General features: G+C 58.8%; 20 protein-coding genes and 1 tRNA gene. 9 read left to right on the forward strand and 12 right to left on the reverse strand.

Annotation, left to right across the window (positions count from 1 at the left end):
• The first annotated feature begins 75 nt into the window (after positions 1-75).
• The 4 genes from glyQ (at position 76) to KBY99_RS00965 (ending at position 3,328) form a co-directional block, all read left to right on the forward strand.
• Positions 76-966, forward strand: a complete 891-nt coding sequence (gene glyQ, locus KBY99_RS00950) for a glycine--tRNA ligase subunit alpha (protein WP_254996782.1) — start codon at positions 76-78, stop codon at positions 964-966.
• Positions 963-1,157, forward strand: coding sequence for a hypothetical protein (locus KBY99_RS00955; RefSeq protein WP_254996783.1), 195 nt, complete (start codon positions 963-965; stop codon positions 1,155-1,157). Before glyQ ends, KBY99_RS00955 begins: the two co-directional genes overlap by 4 nt.
• Positions 1,158-1,266: 109 nt before the next feature.
• Positions 1,267-3,207 carry a ComEC/Rec2 family competence protein gene (locus KBY99_RS00960; RefSeq protein WP_254996784.1) on the forward strand — a complete coding sequence of 647 codons (1,941 nt, stop codon included), beginning with the start codon at positions 1,267-1,269 and terminating at the stop codon, positions 3,205-3,207.
• Positions 3,208-3,243: 36 nt separating this feature from the next.
• A tRNA-Ser gene (locus KBY99_RS00965) sits at positions 3,244-3,328 on the forward strand.
• A 528-nt stretch (positions 3,329-3,856) separates the two neighbouring features.
• Here the strand turns inward: KBY99_RS00965 and KBY99_RS00970 are convergent.
• On the reverse strand, positions 3,857-4,360 hold the full coding sequence (locus KBY99_RS00970; RefSeq protein WP_254996785.1) for a hypothetical protein: 504 nt from the start codon (positions 4,358-4,360) through the stop codon (positions 3,857-3,859).
• Positions 4,306-4,593, reverse strand: a complete 288-nt coding sequence (locus tag KBY99_RS14895) for a Nif11-like leader peptide family RiPP precursor (protein ID WP_409996504.1) — start codon at positions 4,591-4,593, stop codon at positions 4,306-4,308. The genes KBY99_RS00970 and KBY99_RS14895 overlap by 55 nt, the downstream gene beginning before the upstream one ends.
• 239 nt (positions 4,594-4,832) lie before the next feature.
• On the opposite strand from KBY99_RS14895, the gene KBY99_RS00975 reads away from it, so the two are divergent.
• Complete coding sequence (locus KBY99_RS00975; RefSeq protein ID WP_254996786.1) at positions 4,833-5,048, forward strand: hypothetical protein; 216 nt, start codon at positions 4,833-4,835, stop codon at positions 5,046-5,048.
• A 245-nt stretch (positions 5,049-5,293) separates the two neighbouring features.
• On the opposite strand, the gene KBY99_RS00980 is transcribed toward KBY99_RS00975, so the two are convergent.
• Both KBY99_RS00980 and KBY99_RS00990 read right to left on the reverse strand, forming a co-directional pair.
• Positions 5,294-5,614: a lysozyme inhibitor LprI family protein gene (locus KBY99_RS00980; protein ID WP_254996788.1), complete on the reverse strand. Its 321-nt coding sequence runs from the start codon at positions 5,612-5,614 to the stop codon at positions 5,294-5,296.
• Between the two features lie 2,294 nt (positions 5,615-7,908).
• Complete coding sequence (locus KBY99_RS00990; protein ID WP_254996789.1) at positions 7,909-8,385, reverse strand: hypothetical protein; 477 nt, start codon at positions 8,383-8,385, stop codon at positions 7,909-7,911.
• Positions 8,386-8,866: 481 nt separating this feature from the next.
• Here KBY99_RS00990 and KBY99_RS00995 point away from each other — a divergent pair, with 481 nt between their 5' ends.
• The gene (locus KBY99_RS00995; RefSeq protein ID WP_254996790.1) at positions 8,867-9,088 is read left to right on the forward strand and encodes a hypothetical protein; all 222 of its coding nucleotides are present in this window, start codon (positions 8,867-8,869) and stop codon (positions 9,086-9,088) included.
• An 81-nt stretch (positions 9,089-9,169) separates the two neighbouring features.
• Here KBY99_RS00995 and KBY99_RS01000 read toward each other — a convergent pair whose 3' ends face one another.
• Positions 9,170-9,325, reverse strand: a complete 156-nt coding sequence (locus tag KBY99_RS01000; RefSeq protein ID WP_254996791.1) for a hypothetical protein — start codon at positions 9,323-9,325, stop codon at positions 9,170-9,172.
• Between the two features lie 329 nt (positions 9,326-9,654).
• Complete coding sequence (locus KBY99_RS01005) at positions 9,655-9,954, reverse strand: hypothetical protein (protein WP_254935879.1); 300 nt, start codon at positions 9,952-9,954, stop codon at positions 9,655-9,657.
• 121 nt (positions 9,955-10,075) lie between these two features.
• On the opposite strand from KBY99_RS01005, the gene KBY99_RS01010 reads away from it, so the two are divergent.
• On the forward strand, positions 10,076-10,222 hold the full coding sequence (locus tag KBY99_RS01010; protein WP_106501674.1) for a DUF2256 domain-containing protein: 147 nt from the start codon (positions 10,076-10,078) through the stop codon (positions 10,220-10,222).
• A 3-nt stretch (positions 10,223-10,225) separates the two neighbouring features.
• Positions 10,226-10,552: a YciI family protein gene (locus KBY99_RS01015; protein WP_254996792.1), complete on the forward strand. Its 327-nt coding sequence runs from the start codon at positions 10,226-10,228 to the stop codon at positions 10,550-10,552.
• Here KBY99_RS01015 and KBY99_RS01020 read toward each other — a convergent pair.
• Genes KBY99_RS01020 through ilvC form a run of 3 tightly spaced genes read right to left on the reverse strand, consistent with a single transcriptional unit; the run spans position 10,523 to position 12,886 of the window.
• Complete coding sequence (locus KBY99_RS01020) at positions 10,523-10,765, reverse strand: hypothetical protein (protein ID WP_106501675.1); 243 nt, start codon at positions 10,763-10,765, stop codon at positions 10,523-10,525. The two genes, KBY99_RS01015 and KBY99_RS01020, sit on opposite strands and share 30 nt — an antisense overlap.
• Positions 10,766-10,814: 49 nt before the next feature.
• Complete coding sequence (locus tag KBY99_RS01025; protein WP_409996511.1) at positions 10,815-11,867, reverse strand: cobalamin biosynthesis protein; 1,053 nt, start codon at positions 11,865-11,867, stop codon at positions 10,815-10,817.
• 23 nt (positions 11,868-11,890) lie between these two features.
• The gene (gene ilvC / locus KBY99_RS01030) at positions 11,891-12,886 is read right to left on the reverse strand and encodes a ketol-acid reductoisomerase (RefSeq protein ID WP_254996793.1); all 996 of its coding nucleotides are present in this window, start codon (positions 12,884-12,886) and stop codon (positions 11,891-11,893) included.
• Between the two features lie 118 nt (positions 12,887-13,004).
• On the opposite strand from ilvC, the gene KBY99_RS01035 reads away from it, so the two are divergent.
• Entirely contained in the window at positions 13,005-13,520 is a 516-nt protein-coding gene (locus tag KBY99_RS01035; RefSeq protein WP_254996794.1) for an ester cyclase, read from the forward strand.
• Between the two features lie 49 nt (positions 13,521-13,569).
• On the opposite strand, the gene KBY99_RS01040 is transcribed toward KBY99_RS01035, so the two are convergent.
• The 3 genes from KBY99_RS01040 to KBY99_RS01050 all read right to left on the reverse strand — a co-directional run bounded on the left by KBY99_RS01040 (position 13,570) and on the right by KBY99_RS01050 (position 15,313).
• On the reverse strand, positions 13,570-13,956 hold the full coding sequence (locus tag KBY99_RS01040) for a YybH family protein (protein ID WP_254996795.1): 387 nt from the start codon (positions 13,954-13,956) through the stop codon (positions 13,570-13,572).
• 4 nt (positions 13,957-13,960) lie between these two features.
• Complete coding sequence (locus KBY99_RS01045) at positions 13,961-14,563, reverse strand: ATP-dependent Clp protease proteolytic subunit (RefSeq protein ID WP_106501400.1); 603 nt, start codon at positions 14,561-14,563, stop codon at positions 13,961-13,963.
• A 63-nt stretch (positions 14,564-14,626) separates the two neighbouring features.
• On the reverse strand, positions 14,627-15,313 hold the full coding sequence (locus KBY99_RS01050; RefSeq protein ID WP_254941879.1) for an ATP-dependent Clp protease proteolytic subunit: 687 nt from the start codon (positions 15,311-15,313) through the stop codon (positions 14,627-14,629).

Genomic DNA, 15,313 nt, shown 5'->3' on the forward strand with positions numbered 1-15,313 from the left:
GGCGTGTCGGGTGGTGTGCCTGGAGGCTGGGGCCCCCCTACTGGGCAGAATCGATCCAAAGCCCAGCACAGCAGCGTGAACTTCCAGGACATCATCAGCACCCTGAACCGCTTCTGGGCCGACCAGGGCTGTTTGATCCTGCAGCCCTACGACACCGAGAAGGGCGCCGGCACGATGAGCCCCCACACGGTGCTGCGGGCGATCGGGCCCGAGCCCTGGGCCGTGGCCTACCCCGAGCCCTGTCGCCGCCCCACCGATGGCCGCTACGGCGACAACCCCAACCGGGCCCAGCACTATTTCCAATACCAGGTGCTGATCAAGCCCAGCCCCGATGGCATCCAGGAGACCTATCTGGCCTCGCTGGAAGCGCTGGGCATCCGCGCCAAGGATCACGACATCCGCTTTGTTGAAGACAACTGGGAATCGCCGACGCTGGGCGCCTGGGGTGTGGGCTGGGAGGTCTGGCTCGATGGCATGGAGGTCACCCAGTTCACCTATTTCCAGCAGTGCGGCGGCCTCGATTGCCGGCCGGTGTCGATTGAAATCACCTATGGGCTGGAGCGCCTGGCCATGTATCTCCAGGATGTGGAGAGCATCTGGGATCTGAGCTGGGATGGCAATCGCTCCTATGGCGACATCTGGCTGCCATTTGAGAAGGGCCACTGCGCCTACAACTTCGAAGCCTCCAACCCCGAGCGGCTTCAGCAGCTGTTTGCCATCTATGAGGCGGAGGCGGCAGATCTGGTGGCCAAGCAGCTACCCGCTCCAGCCCTGGATTTCGTGCTCAAGTGCAGCCACACCTTCAACCTGCTGGAGGCCCGCGGCGTGATCTCGGTCACGGAGCGCACCGCCACGATCGGCCGCATACGCACCCTGGCCCGTCAGGTGGCGGAGGCCTGGCTGGCCGAAAGGGAAGCCCTCGGTTTTCCGCTGCTCCCTGAGGCCAAGCGCCCCGTGGCGGCGTGACGAGGCTGCTGCAGCGCAGCTTGCTGGTGGTGGTGCTGGCCGGCGGCAGCTTCCAGTTGGGGCGCTTAAGTGAGCGGGCCGTGTGGCCCTGTCGCCTACGCCCGGTGGCCAAGTTGGTGGCACCGTTGCTGGGCCAGGAGATGCCGAGCCGGGAGCTCTGCGAGCTGTTGCTGCAGATTCCTCGCCTCTAACCCCATACCGCGTGGGAACCCTGGCTGGGTTCATGCGGAGTGGCCAGTGGCCTGTTGTGGGGGTTGGGCGAACACTGACGGCGCAGCCGGGCCGCGCCTTAAGCCGCTTGTGTGGGGCCTGCTTTTGGCCCTGCTGCTGCTGCGGGTGGGCTGGCTGGCGTTCACGCCGCCCCAGCCGGCAGCCGGCGATCCAGTGCTTCAACTCGAGGCAGCCGGTGGCCCACTGGAGCTGACGCTGCGGGGTGTTCTGCTCAGTGATCCGGTGCCCAGCGGTGCTGGTGGTGCCTGCCGGGCCCTGCTGCAGCTGCCCGTGGGCCGCACCGAACTGCGCTTTGGTCAGTGCCCGGAGCTGCAGCAGGGCTGGCGCTTGCAGGTGCAGGGCCGCCTGCGGCGCCCCCAGGTGTCGCCCCATCCCCTGCTGGCCGCGCCGGCAGAGCGACTGGTGCGCCAGGGGAGCTTCAGCCAGCTGCAGGTGCAGGATTTTGAGGTGCTGCAGCGTGCGGCAACGCCGGTGGCAGACCTGCGCCGCCGCATGGCCCAGGCGCTGGTGCAGCATGCCGGCCCAAACAACGGCAGCGTGCTGGCTGCCTTGGTGCTCGGTAGCGCCGTGGTGCCCGTGCCGGCGGAGCTGCGCGATGCCTTTCGGGCAGCGGGGCTATCCCATGCCCTGGCGGCTTCCGGCTTCCATTTGTCGGTGCTGCTGGGCGTGGTGCTGCCCCTGGGCAAGCGCTTGCCGCGGCTGGGGCGGCTCACTTTGGCGGCGGCGGCGATGGGCCTATTTGTGCTGTTGGCAGGCCCCCAGCCTTCGGTGCTAAGGGCAGTGCTGATGGGGGCCCTGGCCCTGGGGGTGGTGGAGTGCGGCTATCGCGGCAGGCCCTTGGGCATCCTGGCCGCCAGCGCCCTGGTGTTGCTGCTGGCGCGGCCCGACTGGCTGCTCGATGTGGGTTTCCAGCTCAGCGTTGTGGCGACTGCTGCGCTGGTGGTGTCGGCCCGGCCGCTGGAGCTGGGCCTGCGCCGCTGGCTGCCGGGGTGGTTGGCGGTAGCCACGGCGGTGCCGCTGGCGGCCTCGCTCTACACCCTGCCGCTGCAGCTGCTGCACTTCGGCGTGGTGCCCCTCTATGCGGTGCCCGCCAATTTGGTGGTGGCACCCCTGCTCACACCCCTCACCCTCGGGGCGATGGCCCTGGCCTGCCTGGCGGTGCTGCTGCCGCCGCTGCTACCGCTGGCCACCGCGCCCGTGGCCTGGCTTACCAATGTGTTGGTGGCGGTGGTCAAGGTGTTTGCGGCGCTGCCCATGGCCCAGTGGCAATTGGGGCGCCCCGCCCCTGGACTGGTGCTGCTCTTCACTGTGGCCCTGCTGGCGCTGGCCTGGCCTGCCCTGGCCCAGCGCTGGCGCCTGCTGGGTGGTGCCCTGCTTGCGCTGGTGGTGGCGGTGCAGTTCAGCTTGCTAAGCGGCGACCAGTTGTTGCTGGTGCACCAGGGGCGGCTGGATCTGCTGGTGGCGCGGCACCAGGGCCGGGCGGTGTTGGTGAGCAGTTCTGGTGATGGCTTCAGTTGCAGCCAGGCCAGCCAGCTGGCCCGGGGCCTGGGGGTGCAGCGCTACGACTGGGCCCTACTCCTAGATCCCCTGGCGCCCGAGCAGCCGAACTGCTGGCAGGGGCAGGCGGGCCTGGTGATGGCCAGTGCCGATGGCAGTTTGCCGTTTCAGCCTGGTCAAAGGCTTGCTAGCCCTGGGCTGAGCGCCGCACCGGTGGCGATCGAGAGCCGGGCCATCCAGCTGCAGCTGGGCCGTTGGCGCTGGCTGCTGTTGCCCGACCGCCAGGCGCTCTGGGCCTGGCGGCAGCTGGCCGCCGATGGCTCAGAGCCAAGCGTGTTGCGCGGCCGAATTGATGGCGTCTGGCTGGGTTTTGCGCCCTCCGCCCGCGAGCGCCACCACCTCAAGGAGCTTGGCGCCAAGCGGCTGTGGCTCAGTGGCGCTGTCCCGGCGGGCTTGCCAGCGGCCTGGGCGGCCAGCGGTCCCAGTGGATACCTGCAGGCCACCCTCGGCTGACCGGTCCTTAGAGTGATCAAGACCCAGCGGGTCTTTGGAGAGGTGGCTGAGTGGTCGAAAGCGAACGACTCGAAATCGTTTGAAGGGAAACCTTCCGTGGGTTCGAATCCCACCCTCTCCGCTTTTTGCATGTGTTGAGACGGTTCAGATCGTCCCATTACGTTGCACTGGAACGATTCAGCTTCCTATGTTTGTCTCATGTGGAGGTAAGATATCCCCGTTGATCTCTGCTTTGTTTTATGAGATTAAATGTGAGTTGCAGAGACTTCTTTTGTGAGAGAAATACTTTTGTGAGATGGGTTCCATGGATGTCCAGACCCCTGACAGACTCTCAAATTCGCGCTTTGCCGCCAGTCCCTAAAGGGGGGAGGCGGAAGGTTCTAACTTTTGGAGATGGGTTGCTGCTGGTCAATGAACCTGTCATTGGCGACCGACCTTGTAGGCGCTTTATCCATCGCTATTGGGTCTTGTCAGATCTTGTTGGTGGTTGCTGCATGTGTGGCAGCGACCACCATCACCCGACTGGCACGGAACGATCAGAAGGCGGCATCAGCACTTTCCTTGGATCTCGCAAGGAAGGTTACGGTTCTGGATTGCGGGATTGAGGATTTGTTGGAGGTTGTTGAGGGTTGAATTTCTGATACAAACCTCATCGATCCCAATACCGCTTGCCATCAACTCGTTTTTGCGTCAATTGTCTTGATGCGCGACGCGTGAACTCACTCACGCTCGGGTTAGGCACCAGCGGATCCACATGCGCCACTTGCATCCATAGTTCTCTTGGTGCCCATTTTATGGTGTGATTTAGCTGATCATGCTTTGTCACATGGCACCAGGAACTTGTCCCACAGTCAGGGCAGAAAAGTTCCTCTAACCACTCATTGGATAAAACAAGAACTGGATAGGCATTGATGACTAATTTTGCCTTCTTGTCTGACATCCCGCGAGCGCGGAGTGCATCTGGAGTAAGAAGGTGTAGGAAGTACTTCTTGCCATTGCCGTCAATCCGTTGCTCTGGATGCTTTGGGCAAAAAAGTTTACGGCGTTTTGGGCGGCGGTCACCGCGCCTACTTGCGGTACTTGATTGACTCACTGCTACTACTCCTTCCTCTTGAAGAAGTTGCGGCGGAATTCGTTCCCTTTCGTCGCCCATGGGAAGTAATGAGCGGAGAGATCTGATGAGTATGTTCGGAGTTCCAGGCAAGAGAATGTGAATCCTGCTGATTCCGCAATGTCAATTATCTGCTCGTGATCTTCTGCAACCTTTATCTTGGATTGAAGTTCTTCGTCTTTCTCAATTAGCTTGATGAAGGCGATGAAGAACTCTGATGGGCGATTTCCGGAGGGAGAGGAAGGCAATCGAACCCAAGATTTATCTAAGTTCATTGGAATCGATAAATGCTATTTTTGGCAAGGGAAAATGTGCTTATGCTAACAAGCATTGCAAGCGCATATCCGTAATGAAGCAAATTCACAAAAAGTTCCAACTGGGCTTCCTTGTTTGGCGTCAGCGATTTCTCGCCTGACCTTTGTCGGTTGATCTATTGACTTTGCCCGTTATGCAGTTCCCTCATAGTTCTTGGTGGATGCCTGTGGGAACACTGTGAGCAGTCGCCATAAGACCAATGCCCCCGCTCACCACCTCTGCGCTCTCCGCCGAAGTTCTTGAGAGTGCTCTGCTGACCCTGGATCAGATCAGCACTCGCATTACGGTGCTTGCCCTCAACGCTTCTAGGAACCCAGAGCAGTCAGTGAGGGTGCGGATGCTGCTGGAAGACCTGCTGGCGGACATTCATGACTGTGAGGAGCAGTTGGGGACTTATGCCTCCTTGGGTGCCTGAGTTCTTCCTCCTCCCTGCTCCAGATAGACCCGCAACCATTGCGCTGCTACCTCTGCCGCTGTTCCTTCTTCCAGATCCGCTCCAGTGATTTGCGGAACTCCCCTCCGCTTTGTGGTTTTGATAGGTCACGCCTCCAAAAGACACTGCTAATCCACCACACCTGAAGACCGCCAAAGACCACGGCGACCAGACCCAGTTGGATGTAACCCCAGTTCAGGTGCTCCATTACGCCTGCTCTCCTGTGATTAGTTACCCATTGGTCTGAATTCCTGGAGTAGTGCCCGATTGAGGTTGTCGTCGCACCCCACCACTAACTGCGGGTAGATGGTGCCTTCTTTGTAGGCGGCATAGGCGTGAGCACAGACCGCTCGGTTCGTCTCCTGCCACTGCTTGAAAAGTGCCTTGGGCACCTTTTGCTTCAACTGGTTTGTGGATTGCTCCCAGGACTGACCAGCGCAATAGCGCATCTCCATCGTGTTTTCGCCAGGGCACTGGATCTTGGGTTCCTGGGCGTGGATAGCAGCGGGGAGCAGGAACACGCCTGTGGCGACCAGCAGGTGCTTCAACGGAATCTTCTGGCGCTGCTTGAAGGGTATGGACGCTTTCTGCTGTTGGCGACTGCCTTGGCGATAAGGGACTCAATGGACTCCTTGACCTCACCGCCTCAGCTGAGTAGTACAGGTGTATCTGCTTTTGTGCGATGCCTGCTATCCGCCCTGTTCCACCTGCGACCCCCTCTGAGGAATGGGAGTTCCTTGAGTGGAATGTCCTCAAACCATCCCGCTCCTCAAGCGTCTGTATCACCTGCAAGCACTTCCGCTACGAGGTCGGCAGGCACTGCGTCACCCTGCTGACCTGTCCGATTCACCAGGGTCTGATTCCTCAAGGGGAGCACCTCACCAAGCGGTGCTCTCAGTGGATGGCAAGGCAGGAGGTGGCGGTTGGGTGGTGCGTTTGCGTTGTTGCGGTTGGGTGGTGTCCTGTCGAACACTTGAGGCAATCGCCCCTTGGCGTAGGGGTAAATGCCTAATAGGGTCGACGAACCGTCATCAGCGACGGATGCATCCCTGGCGGTGTCGAACCTGTCAGGGTTTTTTGTGAACCAACTTTTTGTTAAAACTACATGCTTGGGGAAAAACCTGCTTTGCCAGACGCTTCCACCAGAAGATGTACTGCATGTGGAATTGAGAAAACGCTTGCAGCGGATAACTTTCAGACTGTACTTTCTTTTGCTAAGGGGCTCTCCTATTATTGCAACGATTGCGATATCGAGTCGAGAAAGCAAAAATCCTTTATTAGCGAGACACCTAAAGCGAATATTGTTGTTGAAGTGCACCACGTAAAATTGCCCGTTGCGTTGACGGCACACCAGGCATGATTAGACAAGGACATGAGTTTCAGGCGCTGATGCCTGCAGGATTCCGAATCTTTCGTGGTGCCCTGAAGCGGATTGTATAGATGACGGGCAATATCCATAATTCTCTACTGGTGTTGCCTTTTTTATTCAACTTTCCTAGGCGGTATTGCCAGATTCCTCAAGGGGAGCACCTGACCAAGCGGTGCTCTCAGTGGGTGGCACGGCAGGAGGTGGTTTCGGGGTGGTGTCCTGAGGGTGTGTAAGTGCCTTGAGGGTGTCCACATGAACACCTTCGGCAATCACTCCATGTCGTGAGTGTAAATGCTTAATAGCGTTAGTCAGTCGTCATGAGCGACATGAGGAATGTCCCTGGCGGAGTCGAACACGCCAGGGATTTTTTTGTGAACAAACCTTGCTGCTGCTCGCGTTCAATACCAGTGCATGACTCAAATACCCCTCTATGGCGGAGTTCGACCCGTCCATAGGTCGAGGAAGTGGGCGGAGATTTCGTCCCCGTCGCTCACGCCCCACTCCTCCATCAAGCAGCGCCAGGTTTGGGTCTCCCTGAGTGAGCACCTGACTAGGAGGCGTTCTCACTGGGCGCCAAGGCAGGAGGTGGCGGTTGGGTGGTGTCCTGAAGGTGGGTGATCAGCACCTGTTTTGAGGGGTTCCCTTAGTACTGGGAACTGCCCTCCATTGCCTGCAGACGCTCCAGCAGGCGTTCGAGGTCCTCTCAGCGCAGTTCTCCATTCCGATCCCATGCCAGCGCCGTATGAGAGAGAGCGTCCTGGTCCTGATCCATTCAGTCGGTACTGCGTTGGTTCAAGCATCAGGGGACTTACCACCCGTTAGTTGCTAGTAGAAGCACTTCGAGGAGGAAGACTTTTAAAGAACCCCAGTGCTTATGCCCGCCCTTGCTCCTCTCTCTGGGTATTTGCGCTCTGCGTACTCCTTGGTGACCTCTTGACCTCCTGTGAGACCTGTAAGCACTTCACGGGGCGCTCTGGACCCCAGGGCATCTGCTCGATTTGGCAGAGGGCGCTGACGGGTGCGATGGCAGCAGTGCAGCGGTGCTCGCTTTGGCAGGGAAGGGGGCGGTGAGGCATCCTGAAGTCGAATGATGCGAAGTCGTTTTAGACGCCCTGGACGGCAGAACTGAAAGACTCGATATGCCAGTAATTTTCAACTGGTTGTGTTGTTGGAAGTGTTGTTGGAATTTTCTGGAGATGCCCAACAGTCGTCCCAAAAGGTCTGATAGGGCATGTTTACCTTCTATATGGACGCACACCCTCTCCGCTTTTACAAGGTTTCAGGCAGATTTCAAAAATTTCCCCTATCCCTACCCCTGCAGCTAAAGCGGATTGGTGCGCTGGCGGAAATGCTGGATTTCAGAGACCAGTTTCATTGTTTCCTCACTGAGGCGGATGCCGAACTGCTTTGGAGCGTCGGGATGCTCGTTTTAACAATCGCTGCTTGCCTATAGCTAAGCAGGCTATGGCTTTATCAGGTAAATCGGGATACCTGCCATTCGGCATTAACTTTGCTTTGGGTAAGATGAATGATGTTTTCAAAATCTTTCTCGTCCCGCCACTTAAGCTCAGCATTAATGCCAATATTGCCAGGCGAAATATTGTCAGGTAAAATATTGTTATTTAGGCTTAAATGTTCTGCTGCAAATTCCAGTATTTTTAATGCCTGGGGTAGCTGGGCGACCCATCGGTGGTGCTGGTTTTCGTATTTTATCTCAATTGCAAGATTCTCAATCGCAGCATTTAGTGCAGTTGGGTCGTCGATTAATTCCTCTTTGCTTTGAGTGACATCGCCGCAAATATTGATATAGAAGTATATGCTTCCTTTGATTGCAGGCGCTTTTAGGATGCTATCGCTACCAATTTTCGCAAGAAGTTCCCTATTCTTTTCAACCGTCTCCTCGCCAAGGTGACTGCTGAACTGCTTTGGAGCGCCTGGCTGTTCTTTCATTACCGCTGGATCGTGTGGTTGTAGTGTGGCAGCACATTGAGGGTTGCCAGGTCAAGGGAGGAGAAGCCTGCGGAAAGTTCAATTGGTTTCCGCTGTATATATCGCTACGGCCTTCTTCTGAATTTGCTTTAGAAAGGAGGAATTCAGCGGAGTCGCTATGGATTTCTCTGGTTCGCCCTCCCTTCTTGTATTTGTCGCCCTGGTGGGGTTTTTGGTTGTTGAAATAGTTCTCATGTTTGGCGCTTGATATGTTATTTTTTTGGATTAAATCAGCCACGTTGATTTTCAGCCTAGTAGATCCCGGTATACTCCTTGTCGCGAAAATCCTCACCACTCCATGCAGTGAGTGTAAATGCCTAAAGGCGTAAGTGAGTCGTGATGGGCTGCGGGAGTCTGTCCCTAGCTGGTCTGTGGGTTTACAGGGGATTTCCTTTTCCTGCTTCCTGCGGCATCCTTGGGTTGAATTCCATCACTACTTAAGATGAGGGACGACGATTTCTCTTTGGTCGACGACGATGCCAATGATGGGGAGCTGCCTGTCTTTGATATGGGCGCCGAGCACTGGCAGGAGGAAATTGATTTTCTAGAACAACGTCTTCGTGGCGAGCAGGGCGATATTGATAAGGACGATAAGGAGACCTGTAAGGAGGCACTGGAAATCGCCAAGGAGAACCTTGCTAATTGCTTAAAGCGTCAAAAGTAATATCATTGTAATTTTAGACGTTGCATGTTCCCCGCCTACTTGTTTAGGGGGCTAAAAGCTAATCGGAATTTATTTTGCGAGTCAAGCACGGACGTTCACTTTGCTGTAAAGCGAACAAAACTCTTCTTTGCCTGAATCCATGGCATGGGCCATTGAGTTGAGCACATATTCAAGATCTTCGATTGCTAGCTCGCCGAGCGAATTCCAGTTTAAGGCAAACAGAATTGAGGAGTCCATGGCAGGGTATTGAGGCCACCCTGATGCAAGGACGACTGATTTAATGTCTGCAAACCTTAACCCCATAAGCTGTCAAAATGGGATTTCAGCACATCCCACAGTCTTAAGAAATTAAGTAGTGGGCTGGATTTTGCTGCGCTGCAGTGTGTTTGGGGGATTTCAATGCTCCGGATCCTGCGCCTAATATCTTTTTCTGCTTTTTCTCAACGTTATCAGGCCGGGATTAGAAGACGGATTTTTATCTTTTGCAAGATATAACCAGTTGGCGCGATGCCTCGATCGAAGAAGTTATCTCCTTGCCAATTCTGGTTCTGGTCCGAAACCTGACTTTAGTAGTTGTCGCCGTATTTGACTTCGGTTGATGCATTCATAAGTTCTACAGTCGTTTGGAAGCCCTGGGCCACGGTTACCTCGTGTTGGATGCCGATGTCCCTTAATGCAGTTACGTCGTATTCAGGAGCGGTGATCCAGCTGAATCCTTTGCCAAATGTGTTGTCAGGGTTGACCACATACCAATGGCAAGCGGTGTCTGGAACTGCCACCGAGCATTTGGTCCAGTCGTTGTCCCATTGGGGGACTTGAACAAATGAAAGGGCCGCAAATAAGAAACCAAAAATGCTTAACAACATGGCCGTCTTATGAAATCTTCACAATCCTACTACGGTTAGGTCGCTTTTTGTCGTTTCCCTGATCTGGATTTGGTTTCGGTTGCCTAAATTTCCATCCCTGATCTGCGTCGAGCCCCTGGAGATGCCCCACCACGAGAACCGTCCCACCAAAATCTGCCCCGTTTGTGAGCGGCCCTTTCAGTGGCGGCGCAAGTGGAGGGATGTTTGGGATGAGGTGCGCTACTGCTCAGAAAGGTGCCGCCGGCAACGCACCGCCAAAGAGGTTTAAAAGATGCGCCCCACCTTTGTGAAGTTGGAGCTGGGTCTGGTTTCTAAGCCCCAATTCGACGCCGTGATTCCAGCCCATCTGGCCTGGCTGGCAGAACTAGAACGCAAGGGCCATGAGCCCCGCAGTGGTTATTGGGCCGATCGGGTCGGCCGCAGTGGCGATGGGGCTGGCGGCATGTTGCTGTTTACGGCAGCCAGTTGGGAAGAAGCCGAGGCCCTTGTTCGGACAGATCCGCTGATCGTCCAGGGATGCGTCAGTTGGACGCTGCATCAATGGGCGCTGGTGTTTCCGCCAGCAGGCCTAGCTGTGAAACAGCAATACCAGACCTGAATTGAGCTGGTGAAACTCCCGCTCTTCGCGACTTAGATCGAGCCCTACCTGCAGACCTTCCTTGAGGGCATCTTCATAGGGAGGAGCTGTTGGCGCTGCCCCGGCTTGCCACAGGGCTGCAATCCCTACAGGTGTGGCGTGCCAGCTAAAGCAAGGGGTTAGCCCGATGTTCGGCTCCTTGAGGGCATCTTCGAGCAGCTCGCGAATTGCCATGTTCTCCATGATCTGCTTGCAGCTTCGTCAGGGGCTGGGGCAGGGGCAATCAGCTGAGAGTTTTCGTGATGAACGCCACTGCAGCGGCAGCAGTGAGCCAAATCAGCTCAAGCCGCCGATTTAGTTGCAGCATTTGCAGTACCGCCGCCTGATCCGGCGCTGGCAGCCCAGCGGCAAGCAGGGGCTTGCGATGCATTTGGCCGCCATAGCTATTGCTGCCCCCCAGCTGCACCCCGGCGACGTGGGCGTAGGCGGCTTGGGATAGCCCCGCATTTGGTGAGGGGTCGGCGGCGCCATCGCGCCGGGACGCTGCCAGTACCCCAAGGCTGCGGCCTGGCTGGCCAGCCGCCAGCGGCAGGCTCACCGCCACCAACCGGCAGGGCAGCCAAACCAGTAGGTCATCGAGGCGGGCTCCTGCCGTGCCCAGCCAGCGCAAGCGCCCGCGGCGGTAGCCCAGCATTGAATCCAGGGTGCTCGCTGCCTTGAAGCCCCAGGCCAGGGCCAGGGGTCCTGGCCATGCGGGGTTGAGGCTCCATAGCCCAGCCCCCAGCAGCATCCAAAACAGTGGGGCAAATAGACCGTCCACGCCGTTCTCGCTGGCCGTTTCGGCCAGGGCCCGCAGGATTTCCGGGGCGTCGAGATCGGCCGTGTCGCGGCCCACTATCCAGGCAAGGGCCCGGCGGGCTGGCTGAAGGGCTGCCTGGGTTGGGTTGTCGCCAGCGTGTTCTATCTGGTTTTGTTCTGTCTGTTTCTGTACAGCATGTACGGAATTAGGGAGAGCTTTCAGCACCCCACCCACCGCTTGCTCGAGGCTGCGGCCGGCAATGGCGCTGGCTAGGGCCACCACCAACAGTGGCGCAGGAGCCAGCCGCTCCATTCCCCAGCCCGCCAGGACGCTGCAGCCGACTAGCACCAGCGTGATCAAGCCCCCCGCCAGCCGCAGCTTCCAGGCTCTGTTGCCCGCCCAGGCTTCAGCGCCGCGGCGCAGCAGGGTGATCCACCAGCCCATGACCACCACCGGATGGGGACACCAGCGCGGGTCCCCCACTAGGCGATCGAGGCCGCAGGCGAGGACAACCAGCAGCAGGGGGTTGCTGAACAGTTGATTGCTGAGCAGGGGCTGGATCAGGCCGTTTTCAGCCAGCTGAACATGGAGCGGAGGCCCTTGCCCACCTGCTCAATCGGATGGGCCGCATCGCGCTCGCGGATTTTGGTCATCTCCGGCTTGCCGGCGTCACACTCGGCCACGAAATTGCGGGCGAAGGTGCCGTCCTGGATGTCGGTGAGGATACGCTTCATCTCCGCTTTGGTGTCGGCGGTGACCAGGCGCGGGCCGCTCACGTAGTCGCCGTATTCGGCGGTATTGGAGATCGAGTCGCGCATGGCCGTCAGGCCGCCCTTAACCATCAGATCGACGATCAGCTTCACCTCGTGCAGGCACTCGAAGTAGGCCAGCTCGGGCTGATAGCCAGCCTCCACCAGGGTTTCGAAGCCGGCCTTGACCAGCTCGGAGAGGCCGCCGCACAGCACGGCCTGCTCTCCGAAGAGGTCGGTTTCGGTCTCTTCTTTGAAATTGGTTTCGAGGATGCCGGCTCTGGTGCCGCCGATGCCCTTGGCGTAGGCCATGGCCAGCTCACGGGCGTGGCCGCTGGCGTCCTGCTCGATGGCGAATAGAGCCGGCACGCCCATGCCGTTCTGGTATTCCCAGCGCACGGTGTGGCCGGGGCCCTTGGGGGCAATCATCACCACGTCCACATCGGCGGGCGGCTTGATCAGCTCGAAGCGGATGTTGAAGCCGTGGGCGAAGCTCAGCACCTTGCCGGCGCTGAGGTGCGGTGCAATTTCCTTGTCGTAGACGGCCTTCTGGAATTCATCGGGCAGCAGCACCATGATCCAGTCGGCCTTGGCGCAGGCATCGGCCACGCTCAGTACTTCCAGGCCATCAGCCTTGGCTTTTTCTGCCGAGCGGCTGCCTTCGTAGAGCCCAACCACGACGTTGACGCCGCTGTCCTTGAGGTTCAGCGCGTGGGCATGGCCCTGGCTGCCGTAGCCAATGATGGCCACCGTTTTGCCATTAAGCAGGGAGAGGTCGGCGTCGGTGTCGTAATAGAGCTTGGCCATCGAGGCGTCGGGTCTGGGCAGGGCTGAAGCTGAGCTTACGCAGGCGCCTGCGGCGCGCCTCTTCCAACTGACAGGGGGCAGAGGCCATCCCTACCATCTGGACTCTGTTCCAAGCGCCATGGCCGTCGACCAAGCCACCACTTCGACAACGGCCGCCGCTTTGTTCGAGGCCCACATGCAGGCCGAGCTCAACGGCGATCTCGACGCCACCATGGCCACGATGGTTGCGGACCCTCATTTGATCAACCTGGCCTCCGGCACCGGGGGGCAGGGAGCCGAAGGGGTGCGTGAGTTCTACGCCACCCAGCTGATTGGCCAGTTCTTTCCGCCCGATGTGGAGTTCATTCAGATCTCACGCACCGTGGATGGCGAGCGCCTGGTGGATGAGCTGGTGATCCGCTTCACCCACACCACAGCCATCGGCCATCTGCTGCCCGGTGTGGCCCCCACCGGCCGGCGCGTGGAGATGGCCCTGGTTGTGATCGTGGGCGTGAGCGAAGGCAAGGTGGCCTACGAGCACATCTACTGGGATCAGGCCGGACTACTTGTCCAGCTTGGCTTGCTGGATCCATCCGGGCTGCCGATCGGGCTAGACACCGCCTCACGCCTGCTGGCCGCAACCGGCAAGGGCTGAATTTACGAATTTGGTCTTTAGAAGGCCTGGGCCTCAGAAGGCTTGGGCATTAGAAGGTATCGGTGTGGTGGTGCACCACACGCCAGTGGCCAGCCTCCTTGCGGAAGATCGTGGTGGCGCGGATGTCAGTCCGAATCTCCGCACCGGCCTGGGTCATGCCGCTGGTGCGCTCCATGCACACCAGGTAGCCCATATCAGAGCTTTCAACAAAGCGACGGTCGTCAGCCACCAAGCTGCCTTCGAAGCCCATGGCGGACTCCCTTGTGAACTGTTCAAACACCGCCTTGTGTCCTATGCAGAGATTGCCGGTGGGGCCGAGGTGGCTGATGTCGTTAGCCTCAGACCAGATCTCCGCAAATGGGGCGCAATCCCCTGCAAGCAGCTGGTTGCCAGCTGCGTAGAACAGATCGGCAGCCTCGGGGAGGGTGGTGGCCATCGGCTCAAGCCTCGCTTGGGTGGGCGATCACCCGATCGATCAGGCCATACTCCTTGGCCTCGGCGGCGCTGAGAAAGTAATCGCGGTCGGTGTCCTTCTCGATCTTCTCGAAGGGTTGGCCAGTCATGTCGGCCATGGAATGGTTGAGCATGTCCTTGATGCGCAGGATCTCCTTCGCCTCAATTTCGATGTCACTGGCCTGGCGCTGGCTGGTGCCGCCCAGGGGCTGGTGAATCATGATCCGGCTGTGGGGCAGGGCCAGCCGCTTGCCCTTGGTGCCAGCGCCCAGCAGGAAGGCGCCCATCGAGGCGGCCAAACCCACGCAGATCGTCACCACGTCGCTCTTGACGTACTGCATGGTGTCGTAGATCGCCAGGCCCGCGGTCACCGAGCCGCCGGGGGAGTTGATGTACAGGTAGATCGGCTTGGAGTTGTCTTCCGAATCCAGATAGAGCATCTGGGCCACCAGGGCGTTGGCCACTGCGTCGGTGACCTCCGAACCCAGGAAGAGAATTCGCTCCACGCCCAGCCGCGTGTAGATGTCAACCCAGCGCTCGTACTGGCTGCCGGGGAGGCGATAGGGAACGCTGGGGGTGCCGATGGGCATGGGTTTGGTTGGGGTGGTCGGTGGAACGCGGGGTGCCTGGGGGGCTGGCAGCCAGATGGTGGCTCAGCCCAGGCCTGCTGCAGTGGCCGGCGGAGCGGTTGGAAGGTCTTTCTGGCTGGTGAGTACCCGATCGATCAGTCCGTACTCTTTGGCTTCCTCAGCGGTGAAGTAAGTCATCCGGTCGGAATCGCGGGAGAGCTGCTCCACCGACTTGCCGGTGTTGAGAGAAAGCATCTCCAGCAGGGTGCGCTTGTTGTGCAGCACTTCCTGGGCCCGGATCTGGATATCGGTGGCCTGGCCGCGGGCACCGCTGCGGGGCTGGTGCAGCACGATCGAGGCGTGGGGCAGGGCGGCCCGATGGCCCTTGGTGCCGGCGCTGAGGATCATGGCTGCGGTGCCCATCGCTTGGCCGATGCAGATGGTGTGCACCGGCGGCTTCACGTAGCGGAGCGTGTCGGCGATGGCGAAGGCTTCGGTTTCAAAGCCAACGGCGTCGCCGGTGTACCAGCTGGTGCCTGTGGAGTTGATGTAGAAGAAAATCGGTTTCTCCGGATTGTCAAACTCCAGGTAGAGCAGCTGGGCAATGATCAACTCGGTGACGTCAATGCCCATCTGGCGCTTGGCGTCGTCGTCGCTGAACAGGGGCAAGCCCAGATAAACGATTCGCTCCTTCAGCAGCAGGCTGGGCAGATCGGGCGGCGGCGTGCGCATGGCCGCGGAATCGCCGTAGTAGGGGGCTGAAACCGACAT

The sequence above is a fragment of the Cyanobium sp. Maggiore-St4-Cus genome (assembly GCF_024345615.1).
In the GTDB taxonomy this organism is placed as follows: domain Bacteria; phylum Cyanobacteriota; class Cyanobacteriia; order PCC-6307; family Cyanobiaceae; genus Cyanobium_A; species Cyanobium_A usitatum.